Source organism: Mesorhizobium sp. WSM4829 (assembly GCF_055811475.1).
Map to the genome: position 1 here is coordinate 1 of NZ_JBVVQJ010000038.1, position 22,272 is coordinate 22,272.

At 62.8% G+C, this 22,272-nt stretch carries 23 protein-coding genes; 21 read left to right on the forward strand and 2 right to left on the reverse strand.

The genetic code is table 11. The annotated features are described in order from the left end of the window. The coding region (locus AC0L17_RS27530) for an FAD-dependent oxidoreductase (RefSeq protein ID WP_473518115.1) at window positions 1-346 on the reverse strand (346 nt) is incomplete at its 3' end. Between the two features lie 471 nt (window positions 347-817). Here AC0L17_RS27530 and AC0L17_RS27535 point away from each other — a divergent pair. The 19 genes from AC0L17_RS27535 (at window position 818) to trmB (ending at window position 19,408) form a co-directional block, all read left to right on the forward strand. Beyond that, entirely contained in the window at window positions 818-2,110 is a 1,293-nt protein-coding gene (locus AC0L17_RS27535; RefSeq protein WP_473518145.1) for an imelysin family protein, read from the forward strand. Window positions 2,111-2,208: 98 nt separating this feature from the next. Beyond that, window positions 2,209-2,520 carry a (2Fe-2S)-binding protein gene (locus AC0L17_RS27540; protein ID WP_023802096.1) on the forward strand — a complete coding sequence of 104 codons (312 nt, stop codon included), beginning with the start codon at window positions 2,209-2,211 and terminating at the stop codon, window positions 2,518-2,520. Further along, entirely contained in the window at window positions 2,486-2,971 is a 486-nt protein-coding gene (bfr, locus tag AC0L17_RS27545; RefSeq protein WP_023802097.1) for a bacterioferritin, read from the forward strand. The genes AC0L17_RS27540 and bfr overlap by 35 nt, the downstream gene beginning before the upstream one ends. Window positions 2,972-2,983: 12 nt before the next feature. Further along, window positions 2,984-4,591 carry a di-heme oxidoreductase family protein gene (locus AC0L17_RS27550; protein WP_473518116.1) on the forward strand — a complete coding sequence of 536 codons (1,608 nt, stop codon included), beginning with the start codon at window positions 2,984-2,986 and terminating at the stop codon, window positions 4,589-4,591. Beyond that, the gene (locus AC0L17_RS27555; RefSeq protein ID WP_473518117.1) at window positions 4,591-5,670 is read left to right on the forward strand and encodes an imelysin family protein; all 1,080 of its coding nucleotides are present in this window, start codon (window positions 4,591-4,593) and stop codon (window positions 5,668-5,670) included. Before AC0L17_RS27550 ends, AC0L17_RS27555 begins: the two co-directional genes overlap by 1 nt. A 2-nt stretch (window positions 5,671-5,672) precedes the next feature. Then, window positions 5,673-6,779, forward strand: coding sequence for a DUF1513 domain-containing protein (locus AC0L17_RS27560; protein ID WP_473518146.1), 1,107 nt, complete (start codon window positions 5,673-5,675; stop codon window positions 6,777-6,779). A 181-nt stretch (window positions 6,780-6,960) separates the two neighbouring features. Continuing rightward, the gene (gene tsaB, locus AC0L17_RS27565) at window positions 6,961-7,650 is read left to right on the forward strand and encodes a tRNA (adenosine(37)-N6)-threonylcarbamoyltransferase complex dimerization subunit type 1 TsaB (protein ID WP_473518118.1); all 690 of its coding nucleotides are present in this window, start codon (window positions 6,961-6,963) and stop codon (window positions 7,648-7,650) included. After that, a complete protein-coding gene (rimI, locus tag AC0L17_RS27570; RefSeq protein ID WP_023802102.1) occupies window positions 7,650-8,144 on the forward strand; it encodes a ribosomal protein S18-alanine N-acetyltransferase in 495 nt (164 codons plus the stop codon). Before tsaB ends, rimI begins: the two co-directional genes overlap by 1 nt. Before the next feature lie 143 nt (window positions 8,145-8,287). Further along, the gene (olsA, locus tag AC0L17_RS27575; RefSeq protein ID WP_023802103.1) at window positions 8,288-9,088 is read left to right on the forward strand and encodes a lyso-ornithine lipid O-acyltransferase; all 801 of its coding nucleotides are present in this window, start codon (window positions 8,288-8,290) and stop codon (window positions 9,086-9,088) included. A 99-nt stretch (window positions 9,089-9,187) separates the two neighbouring features. Then, window positions 9,188-10,609 carry a tRNA (N6-isopentenyl adenosine(37)-C2)-methylthiotransferase MiaB gene (gene miaB, locus AC0L17_RS27580; protein ID WP_473518119.1) on the forward strand — a complete coding sequence of 474 codons (1,422 nt, stop codon included), beginning with the start codon at window positions 9,188-9,190 and terminating at the stop codon, window positions 10,607-10,609. Between the two features lie 83 nt (window positions 10,610-10,692). Further along, window positions 10,693-11,685, forward strand: a complete 993-nt coding sequence (locus AC0L17_RS27585) for a PhoH family protein (RefSeq protein ID WP_287305617.1) — start codon at window positions 10,693-10,695, stop codon at window positions 11,683-11,685. A gap of 76 nt (window positions 11,686-11,761) precedes the next feature. After that, on the forward strand, window positions 11,762-12,268 hold the full coding sequence (gene ybeY / locus AC0L17_RS27590; protein ID WP_473518120.1) for an rRNA maturation RNase YbeY: 507 nt from the start codon (window positions 11,762-11,764) through the stop codon (window positions 12,266-12,268). Window positions 12,269-12,295: 27 nt separating this feature from the next. Next, the gene (locus AC0L17_RS27595; protein WP_023802107.1) at window positions 12,296-13,369 is read left to right on the forward strand and encodes a hemolysin family protein; all 1,074 of its coding nucleotides are present in this window, start codon (window positions 12,296-12,298) and stop codon (window positions 13,367-13,369) included. A gap of 17 nt (window positions 13,370-13,386) precedes the next feature. Beyond that, window positions 13,387-13,872: a VOC family protein gene (locus AC0L17_RS27600; protein ID WP_473518147.1), complete on the forward strand. Its 486-nt coding sequence runs from the start codon at window positions 13,387-13,389 to the stop codon at window positions 13,870-13,872. Window positions 13,873-13,957: 85 nt separating this feature from the next. Then, entirely contained in the window at window positions 13,958-14,782 is an 825-nt protein-coding gene (locus AC0L17_RS27605) for an alpha/beta fold hydrolase (protein ID WP_473518121.1), read from the forward strand. Window positions 14,783-14,962: 180 nt separating this feature from the next. After that, window positions 14,963-16,555 carry an apolipoprotein N-acyltransferase gene (lnt, locus tag AC0L17_RS27610; RefSeq protein ID WP_473518122.1) on the forward strand — a complete coding sequence of 531 codons (1,593 nt, stop codon included), beginning with the start codon at window positions 14,963-14,965 and terminating at the stop codon, window positions 16,553-16,555. A 140-nt stretch (window positions 16,556-16,695) separates the two neighbouring features. Next, window positions 16,696-17,115: a helix-turn-helix domain-containing protein gene (locus AC0L17_RS27615; protein ID WP_023802110.1), complete on the forward strand. Its 420-nt coding sequence runs from the start codon at window positions 16,696-16,698 to the stop codon at window positions 17,113-17,115. A 251-nt stretch (window positions 17,116-17,366) separates the two neighbouring features. After that, a complete protein-coding gene (metK, locus tag AC0L17_RS27620) occupies window positions 17,367-18,680 on the forward strand; it encodes a methionine adenosyltransferase (RefSeq protein ID WP_210163894.1) in 1,314 nt (437 codons plus the stop codon). A gap of 26 nt (window positions 18,681-18,706) precedes the next feature. Further along, on the forward strand, window positions 18,707-19,408 hold the full coding sequence (gene trmB, locus AC0L17_RS27625; protein WP_473518123.1) for a tRNA (guanosine(46)-N7)-methyltransferase TrmB: 702 nt from the start codon (window positions 18,707-18,709) through the stop codon (window positions 19,406-19,408). Window positions 19,409-19,483: 75 nt separating this feature from the next. Here the strand turns inward: trmB and AC0L17_RS27630 are convergent, their stop codons facing one another. Further along, on the reverse strand, window positions 19,484-19,648 hold the full coding sequence (locus AC0L17_RS27630) for a hypothetical protein (protein ID WP_095517012.1): 165 nt from the start codon (window positions 19,646-19,648) through the stop codon (window positions 19,484-19,486). Window positions 19,649-19,968: 320 nt separating this feature from the next. On the opposite strand from AC0L17_RS27630, the gene rimP reads away from it, so the two are divergent. Together rimP and nusA are read left to right on the forward strand one after the other, a co-directional pair. Then, a complete protein-coding gene (gene rimP, locus AC0L17_RS27635) occupies window positions 19,969-20,613 on the forward strand; it encodes a ribosome maturation factor RimP (protein WP_027151689.1) in 645 nt (214 codons plus the stop codon). 48 nt (window positions 20,614-20,661) lie between these two features. Next, window positions 20,662-22,257, forward strand: coding sequence for a transcription termination factor NusA (gene nusA / locus AC0L17_RS27640; RefSeq protein ID WP_473518124.1), 1,596 nt, complete (start codon window positions 20,662-20,664; stop codon window positions 22,255-22,257). Window positions 22,258-22,272: the final 15 nt, after the last annotated feature.

Here is a 22,272-nt window from a genome sequence, read left to right on the forward strand (position 1 = left end):
CCCCCTGCGGCCGCGGCGGGTCCCGGGCGGCTGCAAGCCGCGGCCCACCGGGGTGGGGCCCGATACCCCCCCCCCCCCCCCGCGGCGGCCCCCCTCCCCCCCCCCCCCCCCCCACGCCCGGCCGGTAGTCGATCGCGCTGCCGGTATAAAAAGCCTCGCCGCGCAGCGGCTGCGGTCTGGCCTCCTGATCCTTGATGAAGGTCTTCGACAGCGGCGGCTTGTGGTAGGGCAGTTCGTCCTCATCGCTGATGAGGATCACGGGTTCGTCGTAGCCGTCCTCGCGCAGGCTGGCGGCCGCTTGCACGCCCGCATGACCCGCACCGACAATGACCACACCGTTTTTCATCGCAGCCCCAATTCCTCATCTCTCCTAGGCGTTATCCAAGTCTAGGACGTCTCGCCAAGTGGCGATTGTCTGACGCCGCCGCAAGACCACCCTTGCGGGTCGCACCCGGAATGGCGGTCTGTCAATCGTTCGTTCCACGACGGCGCGGCAAATACGGCTAAAGTTGATACTTGCAGTTTAGAATAATTCTAAACTGTTGTTTCAATTGGCTTTTCTCTCTGAAATTGGTTGACTTCCGGCACCTTCATCGCTTTATGGAAGCGTGCGCGTCAAGCGCATCCCTTTGATGTCTGGGCCTTGAACCCTTTCGATTGGAGGCATTTCGATGTCTTTCTTCCGCAAACCGCGCTATGCCGCGGCCTGTATCTCGCTCAATGGCATGGACCTGCCTTGGCGCCGATTGCCTGCCGACGCGCCTTTGGCGCCGGCATTTTCACTGAATTCCCGAGGGAGATGACAATCATGAGAGCGATGATCACGGCGCGATATGGCAGCAGGCTTGCAGCGATCGGCGCCACGGTGGCCTTGACGGCGGCGATATTCGTGCTGCCCGCCAAGGCGGAAACCGATGCCAAGGCGGTCATCAAGACCTATTCCGATATTGCGCTCGCCAAATATGAGGATTCGCTGACCGCGGCGCAGGCGCTCGGCAAGGCCGTCGACGCGCTGCTCGCCAAGCCTTCGGTGGAAACGCTCACCGCCGCCCGCGAGGCCTGGAAAGCGTCGCGCGTTCCCTATCAGCAGACCGAAGTCTATCGCTTCGGCAACGCCATCGTCGACGACTGGGAAGGCAAGGTGAACGCCTGGCCGCTGGACGAAGGCCTGATCGATTATGTCGCCGAGAACTACGGCACCGAGTCGGACGCGAATGCGCTGTATACCGCCAATGTGATCGCCAACAAGTCGATCGAGATCGACGGCAAGAAGATCGACGCCACCAATCTTACTCCCGAGTTCCTCTCCGGCACGCTGCAGGAGGCCGGCGGCATCGAGGCCAATGTGGCGACCGGTTATCACGCCATCGAATTCCTGCTGTGGGGCCAGGACCTGCACGGCACCGGCCCGGGCACTGGCGAACGGCCCTATACGGACTACGACCTCGCCAACTGCACCGGCGGCAATTGCGATCGTCGCGCGCAGTACCTGAAGTCGGCGAGCGAGCTTCTGGTTTCCGATCTGCAGGACATGGTCAACGACTGGAAGGAAGGCGGCGCCGCCCGCAAGAACCTTGTCGATGGCGAGCCGAAAGCCGGCATCTCGACCATCCTCACCGGCATGGGCTCGCTGTCCTACGGCGAACTCGCCGGCGAGCGCATGAAGCTCGGCCTGCTGCTGCACGACCCGGAAGAGGAGCATGACTGCTTCTCCGACAACACCTACGATTCCCATCTCTACGATGCCGTCGGCATTCGCGCCGCCTATAAGGGCAACTACACCCGCCTCGACGGCACCGTCGTCAAAGGACCGTCGGTATCCGACATGGTCAAGGAGGCCGATCCGGCGGTCGACAAGGAACTGTCGGACAAGCTTGATGTCACCGTCGCCAAGATGGAAGCGATCAAGGCGCGGGCGCTTGGCGGCGAGGCCTATGACCAGCAGATCGGCGAAGGCAGTACGCAAGGCAACGCCACCGTGCAGGCGGCGATCGACTCGCTGGTCGACCAGACCAAGTCGATCGAACGCGCCGTCGGCACCCTGAAACTCAATGCCATCGCCTTCGAGGGCTCGGACAGCCTCGATGCGCCGGACAAGGTGTTTCAGTAAGGCGTCGATGCCCGGAGCCCGAACCGAAAGCCCAGGCTCCACTAAGAAAATAAGCCACATGGCGCCGAGCACGCGCCGTCAGCCACACAGAGCAAATAATGCTGATCTGCCATTGCAACATCATCACCGAGAAGGAGATTGAGCAGACGATCGTCGGGCTGCTGGATCAGGACCCCTGGCAGCTTATCGTGCCGGCGAAGATCTATCATGCCATGCAGAAGCGTGGTCGCTGTTGCGGCTGCTTCCCAAATGTGGTCGAAACGATCATTCGGGTAACCGAAAATTACCACGCCCGCTCGGAGGCGAGCGGCGTGGATGTCGTTTCACACCTGGATCGCGTCAGAGGCCTGCGCGTTCAATACGGGAGCAGAACCCATGAAAGGCGAACAACAGATCATAGAGCGGCTTAACGAGGCTCTGTTTCTGGAACTTGGAGCAGTCAATCAGTACTGGGTGCATTTCCGCCTGCTGGAAGACTGGGGATACGCCAAGCTGGCAAAGAAGGAACGCGCGGAATCGATCGAGGAGATGCACCATGCCGACCGGCTCGTGGCCCGCATCATCTTCCTTGAAGGCCATCCGAACCTGCAGTCCGTAGCGCCGCTGCGCATCGGACAGAATGTCAAGGAAGTGCTCGAATCGGATCTTGCCGGCGAGTATGACGCGCGCACTGCCTACAAACGGTCGCGCGAGATTTGTGACGAAGCAGGTGACTATGTGACGATGAAGCTGTTCGAGGATTTGTTGTCCGACGAGGAAGGTCACATCGACTTCCTCGAGACGCAGCTCGACCTGCTCGCCTCGATCGGCGAGGAAAAATACGGCCAGCTCAACGCCGCATCGGCCGACGAGGCGGATTAGGGACATGCCGGAATGCGGCGCCGCTTAGACTACTTGCGCCGCTTGCGGCGGGCCGAGGATTGCGGCCTGTCGTCCCACCACAACCCGCGATACAGCTGGCTTCGTGGGCTTTCGCCTGCCGTAGTGGTCGCGCTGACCGCCACGGCGCTGGCCGGCGCGCCCGAACCGGCGGGTCTCGCCACCGGCCGTGCCGATCTGACGCCGAAGGATCTGGCGCGCGTCATTGCCATCACCAGGCCGACCAGGGATTTCTCCAAGCCCGAGCAGTTCGAGCCGATGCAGGGTGGCGCCGGCACGTCGCGGAAAGGCGCCAACAAGGACGCTTTCTCGCAATCTTCCGCCAATATCACTTTCGAGGAACAAGGCACCTTCAAGCTCGGCAATGCTCTTTTCCGCAAGAACTGGGTGTCGTCGCCCTCGTCGACGCAGGCATCGGACGGGCTTGGTCCGCTGTTCAACGAGCGGGCGTGCCAGAATTGCCATCTGAAGGACGGTCGCGGTCATCCGCCGCAAGCCGACAGCGGCACCACCTCGATGTTTTTGCGGCTGGCGCGGCAGGCGAGCACCGAGGAGGAGAAAGCAGCGCTCGTCGCCGGCAAGATGCTCAACTTCCCTGATCCGGTCTACGGCTCGCAATTGCAGGAACTGGCCGTTCCGGGCCTTCGCGGCGAAGGCAGGATGCGTGTCGTCTACCAGGAGCAAAAAGTCGCGCTGCCGGACGGCACCGTGGTTTGGCTGCGCAAGCCGAGCTATTCGGTCGATGATCTTGCCAACGGGCCGCTCAATCCGCACACCACGCTTTCGCCGCGCTTGACGCCGCCGATGATCGGCCTCGGCCTGGTCGAGCAAATCGCGCCGGCCGACATTCTCGCCAGTGCCGATCCGGACGATCGCAACAGTGACGGCATCTCCGGAAAGCCCAATATTGTGCGCGACGGCCACAGCGGCGAGCCGACGCTCGGCCGCTTTGGCTGGAAGGCGCAGACCCCTTCGATCCGCCAGCAGGCGGCGGACGCATTCGCCGGCGACATCGGCATTTCGACGCCGGAAGTGCCGAACCACTGGGGCGATTGCACCGCGGCCGAAAAGAACTGCCTTGCCATGGCCAACGGCGTCCAGGAGCGGCTCGGCCCGGTCGAGGCGCCGCCGCCGGTGATGGACCTGGTCACCTTCTATTCGCAAAACCTCGCCGTGCCGGCGCGGCGCGATCTCGACAAGCCCGATGTGCTGGCCGGCAAGAAGCTGTTCTACGACATGGGCTGCATTGCCTGCCATACGCCGAAATTCGTCACCCGCCGCGGCACGCCCAACAAGGCGCAGGCCTTCCAGCTGATCTGGCCCTATTCCGATTTTCTGCTGCACGACATGGGGCCGGGCCTCGCCGACGGGCAAGCGGTGGGCGATGCCAGCGGGAGCGAATGGCGCACGCCGCCGCTGTGGGGCATCGGTCTTACCCAGACCGTCAACGGCAACACCTTCTTCCTGCACGACGGGCGGGCGCGCACCCTGACCGAGGCGATCCTGTGGCATGGCGGCGAGGGGCAGAAGGCGCGCGACCGCTTTGCCGCCGCCGCCGCGCCCGATCGCGCCGCACTGGTCAAATTCCTGGAGTCTTTGTGATGTCGAAGCGTCTGGCGTTTGTCCTGGTTCTCCCGCTGGTCCTCGCCGGCGCATTGCCGGCGTCCGCAGCGGTGAAGGCTTCCGACGTGATCCAGCGATCGATCGACGGCTTTGTCCGCCCGGCCTATGCACGCCTGCAAGACCATGCCGACAGCCTGAGCAAGGCAGTGCGGACGCTGTGCGACGCGCCTTCGCAGGACCATCTCGATGCGGCGCGCGCCGAATTCTCCGGCACCGTGGATGCCTGGTCGGTCGTCGAGATCATCCGCATCGGACCGATCACGCAGAACAACCGGCTGGAACGCATGCTGTTTTGGCCGGACCGCAAGAGCATCGGCCTGAGGCAGGTGCAGGCGGCATTGGCCAGTAAAGACCGGACCGCCGCCGATCCGGCCCATCTGGCGACAAAGAGCGTCGCCATGCAAGGCCTCGGCGCGCTGGAATTCGTGCTTTACGGCGATGGCGCCGAGCGGCTCGCCGGCAGGGACGATCCCTATCGCTGCGCTTACGGCGCGGCCGTCGCCGGCAACATCGAAACGATTGCCGCCGAGGTCAGCGACGCCTGGAACAAGCCCGACGGCTTTGCTGCACTTTGGGCCAATCCGGGGCCGCAAAACCCACTCTACCGCGACGGCACGGAAGCGGTGACCGAATTGGTCGGCGTCTTCATCAACGAACTGGAGATGGTCCGTGACGTGCGCCTGAAAGGTTTTCTGGGCAGTAGCCCGCAGGCCGACAAGCCGAAACAGGCGATCTACTGGCGTTCACAAAACACCGCGCGTTCGCTGACCGGAAATCTTTCGGGGATGGACGCTCTGTTCCAGGCTTCGCAGCTTGGCGACGCGCTGTCGCCCGATGCGCGCTGGATGGCGGAATCGATCCACATCCAGCTCGTCAACGGCGCCGCCGACGCCACCGCCATCAGAGGCCCGATCGACAAGGCGCTTGCCGATCCGGCGCTGCGCCAGAAGCTCGACCACTTCTCGCTGGTGACATCCAGCCTGTCGACCCTCATCGGCACCAGGCTAACCGCCGAATTCGGCCTGACCGCCGGGTTCTCGTCGCTCGACGGAGACTGATTCTGAAAACGTCGCTGATCGACCGCCGCGACTTCCTGAGGGCTGCCGGGGTAGGCTTTGTTGCGGCGATGGCGCCGTCGGCATGGGCGAAGACGCTTAGCACGGACGCCGTCTTCGCCACCGCTTTCGTCAAGCGCGACGGCAGCTATGGCGCGGCGATCCTGTCCGAGGCCGGCAAGGTGCTGCATGCCATCGACCTGCCCGCCCGCGGTCACGACGTCACCTTCGATCCGCTGTCGAAACGCTCGGTGGTCTTTGCCAGGCAGCCCGGCACTTTCGCGGTTGTGTTCGACCATACCGGCCGTGACGAGCCGCTGACCATTGCCAGCATCAGTGGCCGGCATTTCTTCGGCCACGGCGTGTATTCGACCGACGGTGCGCTGCTCTACGCCACCGAGAACGATTTCGACAATGCCGCCGGCGTGGTAGGCGTCTATGACACGCGTGCGAAATTCAAGCGCGTTGGCGAGTTCCCGACCTATGGCATGGGTCCGCACGAGCTGCTGCTGCTCGGCGACGGCAGGACGATTTCCGTCGCCAATGGCGGCATCGAGACGCATCCCGATTATGGCCGCGCCGAGCTCAACATCGCGTCGATGAAGCCATCTTATGTGCTGGTCGACCGCCTTACCGGCGACCTTGTCGAAAAGCACGAATTGCCGCCGGCGCTGCACCAGCTTTCGATCCGGCACATGGATACCGACAAATCCGGCGCGGTCTGGTTCGGCTGCCAGTACAGGGGGCCGGGCGGCGATCGTCCGTTGCTGGTCGGCCGCGCCGCGCGCGGCAAGGATCTGCAACTGCTCGACATGCCGCAGGACGTGCTGTCCGGCTTCAGGAATTACATCGGCTCGGTCGCCGCCAACCCTGCTGCCGGTACCGTCGCGGTGTCCTCGCCGGAAGGCAACTCGCTTGCCATCATCGATGCGGCCAGCGGCCGGATCGTCGCCACCAGCGCACTGGCCGAGGTCTGCGGCGTGGCGCCCGACGGGGCGAGCTTCATGGCGACGACCGGCACGGGGCAGATAGCCCAAGCCGGCGGCGCGACACGGTCCGAGCCGGACTATGTCTGGGACAATCACATGCTGCGCATCGACCAGGCCGCATAGTGCGGCACTGGTTCATTGACGGTTGTGGTCGCCGAGAGTTACCTCTTTTTGGGCGAGGTCGAAGCGAAGCCGCCAAACGATTTATGCATTATCCCCTTGCAGGGACGTGCCATGGCAGGCACAGGGAAATTGTCTTTCGAACCCCCTGTGCCCCAAGCGGGCGCTGCCAACCGGCCGTCTCATGAAGTTGCTTGCCGTCGATTGTGCCGCCAATCTCTGCGCCGCCTGTGTCTACGACGCGGCGGCCGGGAAGGAACTCGGCCGCTCGGTGCTCGATCTCGGCAAGGGCCATGCCGAACATCTGATGGCAGTGATCGAAGAGGCGTTGACGATCGGCGGCACCGACTATGCCGGTCTTGGCGCCATCGCTGTCTCCACCGGCCCGGGCTCCTTCACCGGCCTGCGCGTCGGCGTCTCGGCGGCGCGGGGCCTGGCGCTGGCGCTGAAAATCCCGGCAATCGGGGTGACGACGCTGGAAGCGCTGGCGGCGCAGGCGAAAGAGACATTTCCCGGCCGCGCCGTGCTGGCCGCGCTCGACGCCGGCCGCGAGGAGATCCATGCAGCGCTTTACGACGAAGCATCCGTTTTGATTTATGGTCCCGCGGTGGCCACGCTTTCGCAAGCCGCCGCCATGGCGGTTGACGGGTTTCCGGTTCTGGCCGGCACCGCGGCCACGCAAATTGCTGCATCGGCCGGGCGCGCCTTCGACGTCGGCCCGACAAGCGCCACTACGGATATCGCAATCTATGCCCGGCTGGCCGCTGCCAAGGGTGAAGGCGAAAAGCCGAAACCGCTTTATCTGCGCGGAGCTGACGCCAAGCCGCAGGCCGGGTTTATCCTGTCCAGGAAGAAAGCCGGGAAGAAAAACTGATGCGCATTCCTTTCCTCCAGCCGCGCCGCAGGGACTTTGCGCTCGAGCCGCTGACGGTCGCCGACAGTGCGGCCCTGTCGGTGCTGCATCGCGAGGATTTCGTCCGGCCGTGGAGTGATGACGAATTCGCCGCGCTGATCGAGCAGGACACGGTGTTCGGCTATGCCGCGCGCGAGACCGGCCAGGGTGCCAAGCCGCCGGTCGGTTTCGTGCTGGCGCGCCTGGCGGCCGGCGAAGGCGAGGTCCTGACTGTCGCGGTGGCGCGCTCCCATCGCCGCCAGGGCCTTGGCTGGCAACTGATGGATGCGGTGCTGCGCGAACTGCATGCGCAACGCGCCGAGGCGCTTTTCCTCGAGGTCGACGAGACGAACGTCGCCGCGATCGCGCTCTATCGGCGGCTGGGATTCCGCGAGGTCGGCAAACGTGCCAACTACTACAGATCGCCCGAGCACGGCCCGACCGGAGCGCTTGTCATGCGCCGCGATCTTCGCTAGCGCATCGGCCCGCAAATCGGAACCGATTCTCGGAAAGCACGATGCGCAGGTTGAGATGCGTAGATTAAAAAGCGCTAGAGCGTGCTTGGACGTCCAGTTGGACGCGTCGCTCTAGCCAGAACTCGGGACAGGGCCAAGAGCGAATGATCGGAAAAATCAGGATTTTCCTGGCGTTGGGCCTCGTTGTCGCAGGCTCGTTGATCCTCGTGCCGTTGCAGATCCTGTCGATGAAGACCGGCCTGTGGCGCGAGACGTTCATCCTGAAGATCTGGCACCGGCTCATCATCCGGGCGCTCGGCATGCGCATCCACGTCAAGGGGACCTTGTCCAATCAGCGTCCGTTACTGGTTGCGTCGAACCACGTTTCATGGACCGACATCATGGTGCTGGGGTCGATGGCCGACGTGACGTTCATCGCCAGGGCCGACATGGCCGGCTGGCCGTTGATCGGCATGTTGTCGAAGCTGCAGCGCACCGTTTTCATCGAGCGCGAGCGCAAACGTTCGTCGGGCGACCAGGCGAGCGAGATCGCCAGCCGCATGGCCAAGGGCGACGCCATGGTGCTGTTTGCCGAAGGTTCGACCAGCGACGGCAACATGATCTTGCCGTTCAAGAGCACGCTGTTCGGCGCCGCCTCGATGGCGATTTCGGAAGGGGCGGCCGAAACGGTCTTCATCCAGCCGGTGGCGATCGTCTATACGCGCCTGCACGGCGTGCCGCTCGGCCGCAGGCACCGGCCGATTGCCGCCTGGATCGGCGACGAGGATTTGATGCCGCATCTCAAGGTGCTGATGGCGGAGGGCGGGCTCGATGTAGAGGTGCATTTCGGCGAGCCGGTCGCCTTCTCCAAGGGCTCCAGGCGCAAGGAAACGGCCAGGCTGATGGAAAGTCAGGTGCGTGATATGGTGCAGGCGGCGCTCGCCGATCCGCGCCCGAGCCGGTAAGCCGGAAAAGCTCCAGCGCTTTGCGCGTCCAAAGGAGGCGCGGCGCTGTAAGGCAGAATCGTCTGTTTTTTGTCGGGGAAAGGCGTTAGAAGCCGCCAGATGGAATTGAACACGATCGAACGGGACGACATCGATACTGCGACCGAAACTGCGGTCGCGCCGCCTGCCGCGAGCCGGAAGGTCTTCGTCAAGACCTATGGCTGCCAGATGAACGTCTACGATTCGCAGCGCATGACCGACGCGCTGGCCGCCGACGGCTATACTGCGACGGATGCGATCGGCGAGGCCGATCTGGTGCTGCTCAACACCTGCCATATCCGCGAGAAAGCCGCCGAAAAGGTCTATTCCGAACTCGGCCGCATTCGTGAGATGAAGGCCGAACGGGCTCGGGCCGGCCGCGAGATGCTGGTCGGCGTCGCCGGCTGCGTGGCGCAGGCCGAGGGCTCCGAGATCATCCGCCGCTCGCCTTCTGTCGATCTGGTCATCGGCCCGCAGACCTATCATCGGCTGCCCGACGTGCTGGCACGGGTGCGCGGCGGCGAAAAGATCGTCGAGACGGACTACGCCATCGAAGACAAGTTCGAGCATCTGCCGCAGCCGAAGCGCGCCGAGATCATCAGGCGCGGCGTCACCGCGTTCCTGACGGTGCAGGAAGGCTGCGACAAGTTCTGCACCTTCTGCGTGGTGCCCTATACCAGAGGCTCGGAAGTGTCGCGGCCGGTGGCGCAGATCGTCGCCGAGGCCGAGCGGCTGGCGCAAGCCGGCGTGCGCGAGGTGACGCTGCTTGGACAGAACGTCAATGCCTGGCACGGCGAAGGCGAAGCCAAAGGGGGCAAGACCGAGGAATGGGGTCTTGGCCGCCTGCTGTTCCGGCTGGCCGAGATTCCCGGGCTGGCGCGGTTGCGCTACACCACCAGCCACCCGCGCGACATGGACGACGAATTGATCGCCGCTCACCGTGACTTGCCGGCGCTGATGCCCTATCTGCATTTGCCTGTGCAATCCGGCTCCGACCGCATCCTCAAGGCGATGAACCGCAGGCATACGGCAAAAGATTATTTGACGCTGCTCGACCGGATCCGCGCCGCACGGAGCGATATCGCGCTTTCGGGCGACTTCATTGTCGGCTTTCCCGGCGAGACGGATGCGGATTTCGAGGCGACGATGGACCTTGTCCGCCAGGTGAACTATGCCTCGGCCTTCTCGTTCAAATATTCGCCGCGCCCCGGCACGCCGGGCGCGGAAATGGCCGATCATGTGCCGGAAGCGGTCAAGGACGAGCGCCTGCAGCGACTGCAGGCGCTGTTGCTGACCCAGCAGCAGGAGTTCGGCGCCAGCCTGGTCGGCAGCACCATCGACACGCTGATCGAGAAGCCGGGCCGCCAGGCTGGCCAGAAGGTCGGCCGCTCACCGTGGCTGCAGCCGGTTATTGTTGATGAAAAGTCCGGCGAAATCGGTGAGATTATCCAGGTACGAATCACGAAGACGGGTTACAACAGCCTGTTCGCCGAATTGGCCTGAAGGTCTCGGCAGATGAGGAGAGACGGTTGAGCGCTGCGGAAGTGAAGAACCTGCCCCAGAACCTACCATCGGGGGCTTCGGATATGGCGCACATCGTTCTGACTTTCGACAACAACAAGCTTGCCAGCGCCCTTTATGGCCAGTTCGACGAGAATCTGGCCAGGCTCGAGCAGAAGCTTGGCGTCGATATCCGCTCGCGCGGTAACCAGCTGACCATCAAGGGCTCCGCCTCGGCCGCCGAGCAGGCGCGCCGCGCCCTGGATAATCTCTACGGCATTCTCCAGAAAGGCGCTGACATCGGCCAGTCGGACGTCGACGGCGCCGTGCGCATGGCGATCGCCGCCGACGACCAGCTGACGCTGCCGACGCTGGAGCGCAAGGGCAAGGTGTCAGCCGCCCAGATATCGACGCGCAAGAAGACGATCTATGCCCGCTCGCTCAACCAGGACGCCTATATGCGCGCGCTGGAGCGGTCCGAGCTCGTCTTCGGCATCGGCCCGGCTGGCACTGGAAAAACCTTCCTGGCGGTGGCGCATGCGGCGATGCTGCTCGAACGTGGCATGGTCGAGCGCATCGTGCTGTCGCGGCCTGCCGTCGAGGCCGGCGAGCGGCTCGGCTTCCTGCCCGGCGACATGAAGGAGAAGGTCGATCCCTATCTGCGGCCGCTCTATGACGCGCTTTACGAGATGATGCCGGCCGACAAGGTCGAGCGGGCGATTGCCGCCGAGGTGATCGAGATCGCGCCGCTGGCCTTCATGCGCGGCCGCACGCTGGCGCACTCCGCCGTCATCCTCGACGAGGCGCAGAACACCACGCCGATGCAGATGAAGATGTTCCTGACCCGTCTCGGCGAGAATTCGCGCATGATCGTCACCGGCGATCCGACCCAGATCGACCTGCCGCAAAACACCAAATCCGGTCTGGTCGAGGCGCTCAGGATCCTCGACGGCGTCACCGGCATGGTGACGGTGCGCTTCAACGAAGGCGATGTCGTCAGGCATCCGCTGGTCGCCGAGATCGTCAAGGCCTACGACCGCGACGGCAAGCTGGCCCGGGGCCTGGGCGCCGAAGGCTAGAGCATCGGACCCAAAAGTGGGAACCGGTTTTGGGGCAATCCGATGCTCAAACAAGAAAACACGATGATGCAGCCTTATGGCTGAGGACAAAAAATCTGTAGGCGGGGATCTTCCGGTCCCCGTCGACATCGATATAGCAGTCGAAGCGGGCGACTGGCCCGATGAGGCCGCGCTGACGCGGCTGGTCGATCGCGCCGTTGCCGCCGCGTTTGCCGAAACCGGCGCGGCCGGCCTTTCCGAGCTCAGCATCGTTTTTTCTGACGATGTCCATATCCGCAGTCTCAATGCGGGATGGCGCGGCAAGGACAAACCGACCAACGTCCTGTCTTTCCCGGCTTTTCCGCTCGCCAAGGGCGGTCCGCTTCCGCCCATGCTGGGCGACATTGTGCTGGCCGCCGAGACGGTTGCGCGCGAAGCCGCACTGGAAGACAAGCCTGTCGACAACCATATCACCCATCTCGTCATCCACGGCCTGCTGCATTTGCTGGGCTACGATCACGAGACCGACGCCGAGGCCGAAGAAATGGAAGCCGTCGAACGCGCAGCACTTGCAAGGCTTGCCATTCCCGATCCCTACGCGTAACTAAAAAGATCAAATGACCGGACGACGATGAACGACAAACCAGAGACTGCCGCCCACCCAGACGCCGGCAGTGCGACCAAGCCATCCGAACAGACGGAAGAGGACTCTAGTCCGAGTACCACGACCGGCAGCTTCGCCAGCGAGCCATCGCCTGCCGGTCCTTCCCTGTTCGATCGCGTGCTCGGCCTGTTCAGGCAGCGCAACGGCACCAGCCTGCGCGAGGAGATCGCCGACGCGCTTGCCGAAACGGCGAGCGATGCCGGCGCCTTTTCGCCCGGCGAACGGGCCATGCTCAACAACATTCTGCGCCTGCGCGAGGTTCGCGTCGAGGATGTCATGGTGCCGCGCGCCGACATCGAGGCGGTCGAGATCACGACGAACCTGGGCGATCTTCTGGGACTGTTCGAGCAGTCCGGCCATTCCCGCATGCCGGTCTATTCGGAGACGCTCGACGACCCGCGTGGCATGGTCCACATCCGCGACGTGCTCGCTCACATCACCAAGCTGGCCCGCGTCAGAAAGAGCAGGACGACCAGGAAAGCCGCCCCTGCCACGCTTCTCGATCTCGCCAAGGTCGATCTCACGCGCACCATCGGCGACCTGACCCTGATCCGCCCGGTGCTTTTCGTGCCGCCGTCGATGCTCGCCTCCGACCTGATGGGGCGGATGCAGGCGATGCGCACCCAGATGGCGCTGGTCATCGACGAATATGGCGGCACCGATGGCCTGGTCTCGCTCGAGGATATCGTCGAGATGGTGGTCGGCGACATCGAGGACGAGCACGACGAGGACGAGCCGATGATCACCCAGACCGGCGAGGGCGTGTTCGTCGTCGACGGCAAGGCCGAGATCGACGATGTCGCCAAGATGATCGGCGAGGATTTTGCCGCCGGCGAGCATGGCGAATATGTCGACACGATCGGCGGCATGATCTTCAACACGCTTGGCCGGGTCCCGGCACGCGGCGAAGTGGTGCAGGCCATCCCCGGCTTCGAATTCCATGTGCTCGACGCCGATCCACGCCGCGTCAAGCGGGTGCGCATCGTGGAGACCCAGAAAAGCGAGCGCCGCCGGCGCGCCGTCCGCGCCGAGCAGGCGTGAAAGACGCCGCTCGCCCGATGACGGTCGACGATCCGTTCAAGCGCTCAACCTTGGGCTCCGGCATATTCTACAGGAATCCGCGCGGCGCCTTGATCTGGCTTGAAAAGGCTTTCGGCTTCGAGCCGAGCATGGTGGTCAGCGACGCTGATGGCAGGCTCGTCCATTCCGAGATGCGGTTCGGTGACGGCTATATCATCGTCGATTCCGAATGGGCCGACCATGTAGCCAGTCCCGCGTCGGTCGCCGGCAAGAACACGCAGTCGGTTTATGTGCGCCTCAAGGACGGCCTAGATTCCCACTGCGATCGTGCAAGGGCGGCGGGAGCCGAGATCGTCCAGGAGCCGGCTGACCAGTTTTACGGTGAACGGCAGTACAGGGCGCGCGATCCTGAAGGTCACGTCTGGACATTTTCCCAGACCGTGCGCTTTGTTCCACGCGAGGAGGCTGAACGGCTGGGCGATCTGCAGATTGAAGGCTGGCACCGACTAGAATCCTCGGGCTGAATTTCAGCAATGGGTGGGAAGCGGTCTCGAACTACATGGTTTGCGAACCATTCGGACGCTGTCCTGAGTACTAGGAGAATGTCTGATGTCGTGGAAACTCGATGAGACCGTGGAAACATCCGCGGGCGCTGTGGCAGCGGGTCAATTTGGTAGTGGACCCGCGCTTGTGCTGGCGCACGGCTGGCCGTGGTCTTCGTTCTCATGGCATCGGATTATTCCAGATCTTGCAAGGCGGTATCGTGTCCACTGGTACGATATGCCCGGATACGGGCGATCGGACAAAGGCGCGGAGCAACGCACCTCACTCGACGTGCAAGGAGAAGTATTCGCCGAGATGCTCGCGCATTGGGACCTGGAGCAGCCCATCGTTGTTGCCCATGATTTCGGCGGAGCGACGACGCTACGGGCGCATTTGCTGCATGGCTGCGACTTCGAGCGGTATGTCCTGATGAATGTCGTCGCCATGCGCCCTTGGGGATCGGAGTTCTTCGATCATGTCGGTCGCCATGTGGATGCCTTTCTGGGCCTGCCGCCGCATATCCACAGAGCGGTCGTGGAAGCATATATCAAGGGGGCGATCGTAAATGACATCGCGCCCGGAGATTTCGAGAGGCTTGTCGAGCCGTGGCTTGCCGAAGAGGGACGAGGAAGCTTCTATCGGCAATTCGCGCAAGCCGACGAAAAATATACCGCCGAAGTCGAGCCGGCGTTCGGGGATATCAGGTGTCCGGTAAAGATAATTTGGGGCAAGGACGATCCATGGATCCCGCTGGAGCGAGGCAAAGCGCTTCATACGCTGATCCCGCAGGCATCGTTCGAAACATTACCTGGCGTGGGTCACTTGCCTCAGCTCGAAGCCCCGGATCTCGTGCTGGAGCGGCTGAACGCATTTCTATCACGCGCATTATAGTGATACACCGGCACGTGCGGTCTGCGCGACAATTCACATGCGACACTTATCTTGCCGGCGTCAGTCGCCCCACCTATCCAGCAGACCTAATCCGGCAGTCTGGCTGAAGCATGGCCGTTTGGAGCGCGGACCGTGGCCTGATAAATCTTCTGCCGTGATTCGCACGACTCGGAAGCATCGATGAAGCGCCTGGCCGGCCGGATAATTCTGCTGTGGGGCTGGCGCCGCGCGCTTGTGGCGTTTCTTGCCGGTGCGCTGGCGGTTCTTGCCCAGGCGCCATACGATTTCTTCGCCGTCTGTTTCGTTTCGTTTCCGCTGCTGGTCTGGCTCCTCGACGGCGCCACCGGCGAAGCCTCCGATGGCTGGTTCCGGCATTTGCGGCCGGCCTTCGCCGTCGGCTGGTGGTTCGGCTTCGGCTATTTTCTAGCCGGCCTATGGTGGATCGGCTCAGCACTTCTGGTCGAGGCCGACAGTTTCGCCTGGGCGCTTCCCTTCGCAGTGGTCGGAATTCCGCTGGCGCTCGCTTTTTTCTATGGCTTCGCGACAGCGGTTGCCCGGCTGCTGTGGAGCAACGACATCGGCCGCATCGCCGCCCTTGCCTTCGGCTTCGGCTTGGCGGAATGGCTGCGCGACTTTCTGTTCACCGGCTTTCCCTGGAATGCCGTCGGCTACGCGGCGATGCCGGTGCCCTTGCTTATGCAGAGCGTGTCGGTGACCGGCATGGTCGGCATCAACGCGCTGGCGGTCTTCGTCTTTGCCTTGCCGGCCCTGCTTGCGGCGCGCCGGCATATCCGCCTTGGGGGTGCACTGGCTGCCGTTCTCGTCGCGGCCCATGTCGGCTTCGGCTATGTCAGGCTTGCTGCCAAGGTCGAACCCGCAACCCGCTCAATCGACGTCCGCATCGTGCAGCCGGCCGTCGACCTCAGCGAAAAGTGGGACCCTTCAGTGCCCGACCGGATTTTCGCTACACTGATGGGGCTTTCGGCCAAGGCGCCAGAGACTGGTCATGCCAAGCCGCAATTGATCCTGTGGCCGGAAACCTCCGTGCCGTTTTTTTTCGCCGAACGTCCCGATGCGCTGACCGCGCTGGGAGAGATGCTTGGCGACGGCCAGACGCTGATCGCCGGCGTCGTCCGGGAGGAAGGCGGGTCGGCGGAAGATGCCGACAGGCGGTACTACAATTCGGTGGTGGCAATCGACGACAAGGGTCAAATCGCCGATGCAGTCGACAAGGTTCATCTGGTGCCCTTTGGCGAATATCTGCCTTTTGCCGACCTGCTTGGCCGCTTGGGGCTCAAACAACTCGTCGCCGGGCCGACAACCTACGCGGCGGGCAATGAGCGGCACCCGATCGCGTTGCCCGGCGGCATCAGCGTGCTTCCGTTCATTTGCTACGAAGTCATTTTTCCCGATCTGGTAGCGGTTGACGCAACGTCAGCTGAGCTTATTGTGAATGTCACGAACGACGCGTGGTTTGGTGACACGCCGGGTCCGTACCAGCATTTCAGGCAGGCGCAGATTCGTGCGGTGGAGAACGGGGTGCCATTGTTGCGTGCAGCCAATAACGGCATTTCCGCTGTCGTCGATCCGCGCGGACACATCCTCGACGCGCTGGCAATCGACGCCCGCGGAGCCATCGATGTCCACGTGCCGATTTCCAATCGAGCCATCGTTTCTTCCAGCCAAAGACGCATTAATGGACTGATGATCATGTTGCTGTTCGCTCTCGCCGCTTTCACAATGAATGTAAGGCAACGGCTACGGGCGAATTGACAGTCGACACATTAGAAACTCATACTGTAACCGCCTGAAATTTCTCGAAGTCAGCACGTCGGTTCTGTTGGGGCACTGGCCGCCGGCTTCGTTTTGGGCAGAAAAAACACAAAAAGCCGGAAAAATTCGGCGAGGAAAAAATGGCAGAAGAAAACAAGAAGAAGCCGAATCCTATCGACATCCATGTCGGAAGTCGCATCAGGCTTCGTCGCAATATGTTGGGAATGAGCCAGGAAAAGCTGGGCGAGAACCTCGGTATAACGTTTCAGCAGATACAGAAATACGAAAAGGGTACCAATCGCGTTGGCGCCAGCCGTTTGCAGGCAATCGCCTCGATACTGGGTGTGCCTGTCGCTTTCTTTTTCGAGGACGCGCCGGGCCAGGAGGCCGTGGGCAACCGCGGATTTGCCGAGGATGCATCAATGGCTTCTGCCGTCGAATTCTGCGGCAGTCCTGAAGGTCTTCAACTCAACCGGGCCTTCGTCAAGATCACCGACGTGAAGATACGCCGCAAGGTTATCGAGCTTGTGAAGGCCCTTTCCTCCGACGCAGTCGATTGATTACGCAGATTGGTCTGGGTCGATTGATTGGGTAGCCGTTGAAAAGTCGAAGATAGCGAAGCCGTCATTGCGGGCAGGCAATTTCTTGCGATCTCGCGCATCGTGGAATTTACATCCCGCAGGCATGCTGGAGCCAGGCAGGCTGGCGGCATCCTGCCGGCGGTCAAAGTGGTACAAGATAATGGTGCCCACCGCTTGACGAGCGCTGCTCGACACAGCTAACACGTGGCGCGCCAATCGGCAGCGTGCCGATGATTTTTCAAGAGGGGACACCCGTGACGCGGCAAAACTATCTATTCACCTCGGAATCCGTTGCCGAGGGTCATCCCGACAAGGTCTGCGACCGTATCTCCGACGAGATCGTCGATCTGGTCTATCGCGAGGCCAGAAAGACCGGCATGGACCCCTGGAAGGTCCGCGTCGCCTGCGAAACGCTGGCGACCACGAATCGCGTCGTCATCGCTGGCGAGGTGCGCGTCCCCGAGACCCTGCTCAAGAAGGACAAGGCCGGCAACATCCTGATGGATGCCGCCGGTCATCCGCTCGTCAATCCGGCGAAGTTCAAGTCGGCCGCCCGCAAGGCGATCCGCGAAATTGGCTATGAACAGGCCGGTTTCCACTGGAAGACGGCAAAGATCGAGGTTCTGCTGCACGGCCAGTCACCGGATATCGGCCAGGGCGTCGACAATGCCTCCGACCGGCAAGGCGAGGAAGGGGCCGGCGACCAGGGCATCATGTTCGGCTATGCCTGCCGCGAGACGCCGGATCTGATGCCAGCGCCGATCTACTACAGCCACAAGATCCTCGAACTGCTGGCCGCCGCGCGCCATGAAGGCAACGGCGATGCCGGCCGGCTCGGGCCGGACGCCAAGAGCCAGGTCACCGTCCGCTATATCGACGGCAAGGCGGCGGAAGTGACGCAGATCGTGCTGTCCACCCAGCATCTCGACGCCAGCTGGGATTCGAAGAAGGTCCGCAACGTCGTCGAACCCTATATTCGCGAGGCGCTGGGCGACCTTAAGATCGCCGACAGCTGCAACTGGTACATCAACCCGACAGGCAAGTTCGTCATCGGCGGGCCCGACGGCGACGCCGGCCTGACCGGGCGCAAGATCATCGTCGACACTTACGGCGGTGCTGCGCCTCATGGCGGCGGGGCTTTTTCCGGCAAGGACACCACCAAGGTCGACCGTTCCGCGGCCTATGCGGCCCGCTACCTCGCCAAGAACGTGGTGGCGGCGAAGCTCGCCGATCGCTGCACCATCCAGCTTTCCTATGCCATTGGCGTGGCCCAGCCGCTGTCGGTCTATGTCGACCTGCACGGCACCGGCAGGGTCGATGAGGCAAAGCTCGAGCAGGCGCTGCGCACCGTGATGGATCTGTCGCCGTCCGGCATCCGCCGCCATCTCGATCTCAACAAGCCGATTTATGCCAAGACGTCGTCTTATGGTCATTTCGGCCGCAAGGCCGGCCGCGATGGGTCCTTCTCCTGGGAAAAGACCGACCTCGCCAAGGCTCTCAAGGACGCACTCGCCGAAGCGCCTGCCGAAGCAGTCGCGGCCTAGCCGCGGCGTCCATAGATCCGGAAGACATGGATCCGAAAGACCGGCCAAGCCGTGCGACCGAAGCATTTTTCGGTCGCCGGCGCGGCAAGGCCATCCGTCCGCAGCAGGCAGCGGCACTGGAAAGCGGTTTCAGCACCTACCGGCTTGATCTGACGGCCGGACCGCCGGCCGACTTGCGCAGCCTGTTCGAAGCCGATGTCCGCGCCATTCATGTCGAAATTGGTTTTGGTGGCGGCGAGCACCTGCTGCATCGGGCGACGGCGGCTCCTGAGACCGGTTTTGTCGGCGTCGAGCCTTTCGTCAACGGCATGGCCAAGATGATGATGGCGGTCAGGCAACGGCCGCTTGCCAATCTTCGGGTCTATGACGACGACGCCACGCGCCTGCTCGACTGGCTCCCGCAAGCCTCGCTCGACGGCATCGACCTTCTCTATCCCGATCCCTGGCCGAAGAAGAAACACTGGAAGCGCCGCTTCGTCAGTCCGGTCAATCTCGACCGTTTCGCGCGCGTGCTGAAGTCAGGCGGAACATTCCGCTTTGCGTCCGATATCGATAGCTATGTGAACTGGACGCTGCTGCACTGCCGGGCACATGAAGCGTTTGCGTGGCAGGCTGAAGAGGCAGCCGACTGGCAGCGGCCCTATAAGGGTTGGCCGGGTACACGCTACGAGGCGAAGGCCGTTCGCGAAGGCCGGCGGCCAGCCTACCTCACCTTCGTCCGAAGATAGTCCTATTCAAAGCGCGCCTAGCGCACTTTGCCGTCGACGAGGACCAGAGATGTCCTCGTCCCTGCGTCGCCGGACTTAGAAGCGGCCGATCTTGTTGAAGGCGGCCGGATCCATGCCGAGATTGCGCAGATCGCGTGCGCGCGGCTTGCGGCCGGCTTCGACGGCGTGCGAAGCGGCGACGGCGCTGCCGAACACGGTGAAGAAATCGCCGATGGCCGAGAAAACCTTGCGGTTGGTCATGATTATGCCCTTTCGCCTGCTGCAATGCGTGATTGATTTTGTGCAACGCAACATAGATAGGCGCGTACTGCCTGATATCACAGGGACGTTGGCGCATGGCCGCCATGCGCTCTGTGCAACGCTGCCGCCCCAACAGTTTCGCCCACCCTGCATGCGGACAATTCATCTGCTTACCGACACGGACTGCATGCGGACTTGAAACGACGGCTGCGATCGTCTATATCAGGCTCAAATTCTTGGTCGGTATGGCGAAGAGTGGGTCCACCCGGTCCCGCTCTTTTTTGTTACCTTCCGACCGCCGACGAAGCGACAGGAATAGAATGACGGCAACGGTACCCGACAGCGACGACCGCATCATCCGCGAAAGCGGCATCGATGCGCGCATCGCGCTGATCGTGCAGCCGGTTCTGCGTGCCATTGGCTTCCGCCTTGTCAGGGTGCATCTGACGGGCCAGAACGGGCTGACGCTGCAGATCATGGCCGAACGCGAGGACGGCACCATGACCGTCGAGGATTGCGAAGAGGTCAGCCGGGCAGTGTCGCCGGCGCTCGATGTCGATGATCCGATCGAAAAGGCGTATCATCTCGAAGTGTCGTCGCCGGGAATCGACCGGCCGCTGGTCCGCAAGTCGGATTTCGCGACCTGGACGGGTCATCTGGTGAAGATGGAAACCTCGGTCCTCGTCGCCGACCGCAAGCGCTTCAAGGGCAAGATCGCCGAGAGCGACGCGGACGGCGTGCTGATCGAGCGCGACAAGGCGGCCTATGGCGAACAGCCGACGGTGCGTGTGCCCTACGATGCGATTGCCGAAGCACGGCTGATCCTGACCGACGACCTTATCCGCGACGCACTGTCGAAGGACAACAGGGCGCGCAAGGAAGCCAAGAAGCGCCGCGGCGAGCCCGAAGACGCGCCAGAGAGCGTGGAAGCGGGCGTAGAAGATGAAACCGAACAGGAAATGTGATTGGGCTGCCGGGCGCAAAGCCTCGGCAACAAGCTCGGGAGAAAAGAGATGGTTGTAAGCGCCAACAGGCTTGAACTGCTGCAGATCGCCGATGCGGTCGCGCGTGAGAAGTCGATCGACAAGTCGATCGTCATCGCCGCCATGGCCGATGCGATCCAGAAGGCGGCGCGCTCGCGCTATGGCCAGGAAACCAACATCCGTGCCGACATCAATTCGAATACCGGCGAGATGAAGCTGCAGCGGCTGATGGAAGTGGTCGAGAAGGTCGACGACTATGCGACGCAGATCGCCATATCCTCGGCGCGTGAGCGCAATCCCGACGCCCAGCTCGGCGACTTCATTGCCGAACAGCTGCCGCCGATGGATTTCGGCCGCATCGCCGCCCAGTCGGCCAAGCAGGTCATCGTGCAGAAGGTGCGCGAGGCCGAGCGTGACCGCCAGTACGACGAGTACAAGGACCGTATCGGCGAGATCGTCAACGGTACTGTCAAACGCGTCGAATACGGCAACGTCATCGTCGATCTCGGCCGCGGTGAGGCGATCATCCGTCGCGACGAGCTGATCCCGCGTGAAAATTACAAATATGGCGATCGCGTCCGCGCCTATGTCTATGACGTGCGCCGCGAGCAGCGCGGTCCGCAGATATTCCTGTCTCGCACCCATCCGCAGTTCATGGCGAAGCTGTTCACCATGGAAGTGCCGGAAATCTACGACGGCATTATCGAGATCAAGTCGGTCGCCCGCGATCCGGGTTCGCGCGCCAAGATCGCCGTCATCTCGCGTGACAGTTCCATCGATCCGGTTGGCGCCTGCGTCGGCATGCGCGGCAGCCGCGTTCAGGCGGTGGTCGGCGAATTGCAGGGCGAGAAGATCGACATCATTCCATGGTCTCCTTCGGCCGCTTCCTTCATCGTCAACGCGCTGCAGCCGGCGGAAGTCGCCAAGGTCGTGCTCGACGAGGACGCCGAACGCATCGAGGTGGTGGTGCCGGACGACCAGCTGTCGCTGGCCATCGGTCGCCGCGGCCAGAACGTCCGGCTCGCCTCGCAGCTCACCGGCTGGGATATCGACATCTTGACCGAGCAGGAAGAGAGCGAACGCCGCCAGAAGGAGTTCGTCGAACGCTCGGCTCTGTTCATGGATGCGCTCAACGTCGACGAGATGGTCGGCCAGGTGCTCGCCTCCGAAGGCTTCACCAGCGTCGAGGAAGTCGCCTATGTCGATGCCGACGAGATCGCGTCGATCGACGGCTTCGACGAGGACACCGCCTCGGAAATCCAGGCTCGCGCCCGCGAATATCTGGAGAAGATCGAAGCCGAGCATGACGAGAAGCGCAAGGCGCTGGGCGTCAAGGACGAGTTGCGTGAGATTCCAGGCGTGACCACCGCCATGATGGTGACGCTCGGCGAGGACGGCGTGAAGACGATCGAGGATTTCGCCGGCTATGCGGCCGATGATCTGACCGGCTGGAAGGAACGCAAGGACGGCGAGACGAAGGTATTCCCGGGCGTGCTCGCCAATCACGGCGTGTCGCGGGCCGATGCTGAACAGATGGTTCTGGCGGCTCGCCTCAAGGCCGGCTGGATCACCGAAGACGAGCTTGCAGCCGAAGACGTGCCGGCTGACGAAGCCGTTGGTGCGTGAGGTGAAACCGCATCG

Excerpts from the sequence above, each read along its gene's own strand:
- ybeY (WP_473518120.1), top strand. The coding sequence starts at position 11,762 with ATGGCTGAGGACAAAAAATCTGTAGGCGGGGATCTTCCGGTCCCCGTC.
- AC0L17_RS27585 (WP_287305617.1), top strand. The coding sequence starts at position 10,693 with ATGGCGCACATCGTTCTGACTTTCGACAACAACAAGCTTGCCAGCGCC.
- AC0L17_RS27630 (WP_095517012.1), bottom strand. The coding sequence starts at position 19,648 with ATGACCAACCGCAAGGTTTTCTCGGCCATCGGCGATTTCTTCACCGTG.
- metK (WP_210163894.1), top strand. The coding sequence starts at position 17,367 with ATGATTTTTCAAGAGGGGACACCCGTGACGCGGCAAAACTATCTATTC.
- AC0L17_RS27615 (WP_023802110.1), top strand. The coding sequence starts at position 16,696 with ATGGCAGAAGAAAACAAGAAGAAGCCGAATCCTATCGACATCCATGTC.
- rimI (WP_023802102.1), top strand. The coding sequence starts at position 7,650 with ATGCGCATTCCTTTCCTCCAGCCGCGCCGCAGGGACTTTGCGCTCGAG.
- bfr (WP_023802097.1), top strand. The coding sequence starts at position 2,486 with ATGAAAGGCGAACAACAGATCATAGAGCGGCTTAACGAGGCTCTGTTT.
- miaB (WP_473518119.1), top strand. The coding sequence starts at position 9,188 with ATGGAATTGAACACGATCGAACGGGACGACATCGATACTGCGACCGAA.
- olsA (WP_023802103.1), top strand. The coding sequence starts at position 8,288 with ATGATCGGAAAAATCAGGATTTTCCTGGCGTTGGGCCTCGTTGTCGCA.
- AC0L17_RS27595 (WP_023802107.1), top strand. The coding sequence starts at position 12,296 with ATGAACGACAAACCAGAGACTGCCGCCCACCCAGACGCCGGCAGTGCG.
- trmB (WP_473518123.1), top strand. The coding sequence starts at position 18,707 with ATGGATCCGAAAGACCGGCCAAGCCGTGCGACCGAAGCATTTTTCGGT.
- AC0L17_RS27540 (WP_023802096.1), top strand. The coding sequence starts at position 2,209 with ATGCTGATCTGCCATTGCAACATCATCACCGAGAAGGAGATTGAGCAG.
- AC0L17_RS27550 (WP_473518116.1), top strand. The coding sequence starts at position 2,984 with ATGCGGCGCCGCTTAGACTACTTGCGCCGCTTGCGGCGGGCCGAGGAT.
- lnt (WP_473518122.1), top strand. The coding sequence starts at position 14,963 with ATGAAGCGCCTGGCCGGCCGGATAATTCTGCTGTGGGGCTGGCGCCGC.
- AC0L17_RS27555 (WP_473518117.1), top strand. The coding sequence starts at position 4,591 with ATGTCGAAGCGTCTGGCGTTTGTCCTGGTTCTCCCGCTGGTCCTCGCC.
- AC0L17_RS27535 (WP_473518145.1), top strand. The coding sequence starts at position 818 with ATGATCACGGCGCGATATGGCAGCAGGCTTGCAGCGATCGGCGCCACG.
- rimP (WP_027151689.1), top strand. The coding sequence starts at position 19,969 with ATGACGGCAACGGTACCCGACAGCGACGACCGCATCATCCGCGAAAGC.
- AC0L17_RS27600 (WP_473518147.1), top strand. The coding sequence starts at position 13,387 with ATGACGGTCGACGATCCGTTCAAGCGCTCAACCTTGGGCTCCGGCATA.
- tsaB (WP_473518118.1), top strand. The coding sequence starts at position 6,961 with ATGAAGTTGCTTGCCGTCGATTGTGCCGCCAATCTCTGCGCCGCCTGT.
- AC0L17_RS27605 (WP_473518121.1), top strand. The coding sequence starts at position 13,958 with ATGTCGTGGAAACTCGATGAGACCGTGGAAACATCCGCGGGCGCTGTG.
- nusA (WP_473518124.1), top strand. The coding sequence starts at position 20,662 with ATGGTTGTAAGCGCCAACAGGCTTGAACTGCTGCAGATCGCCGATGCG.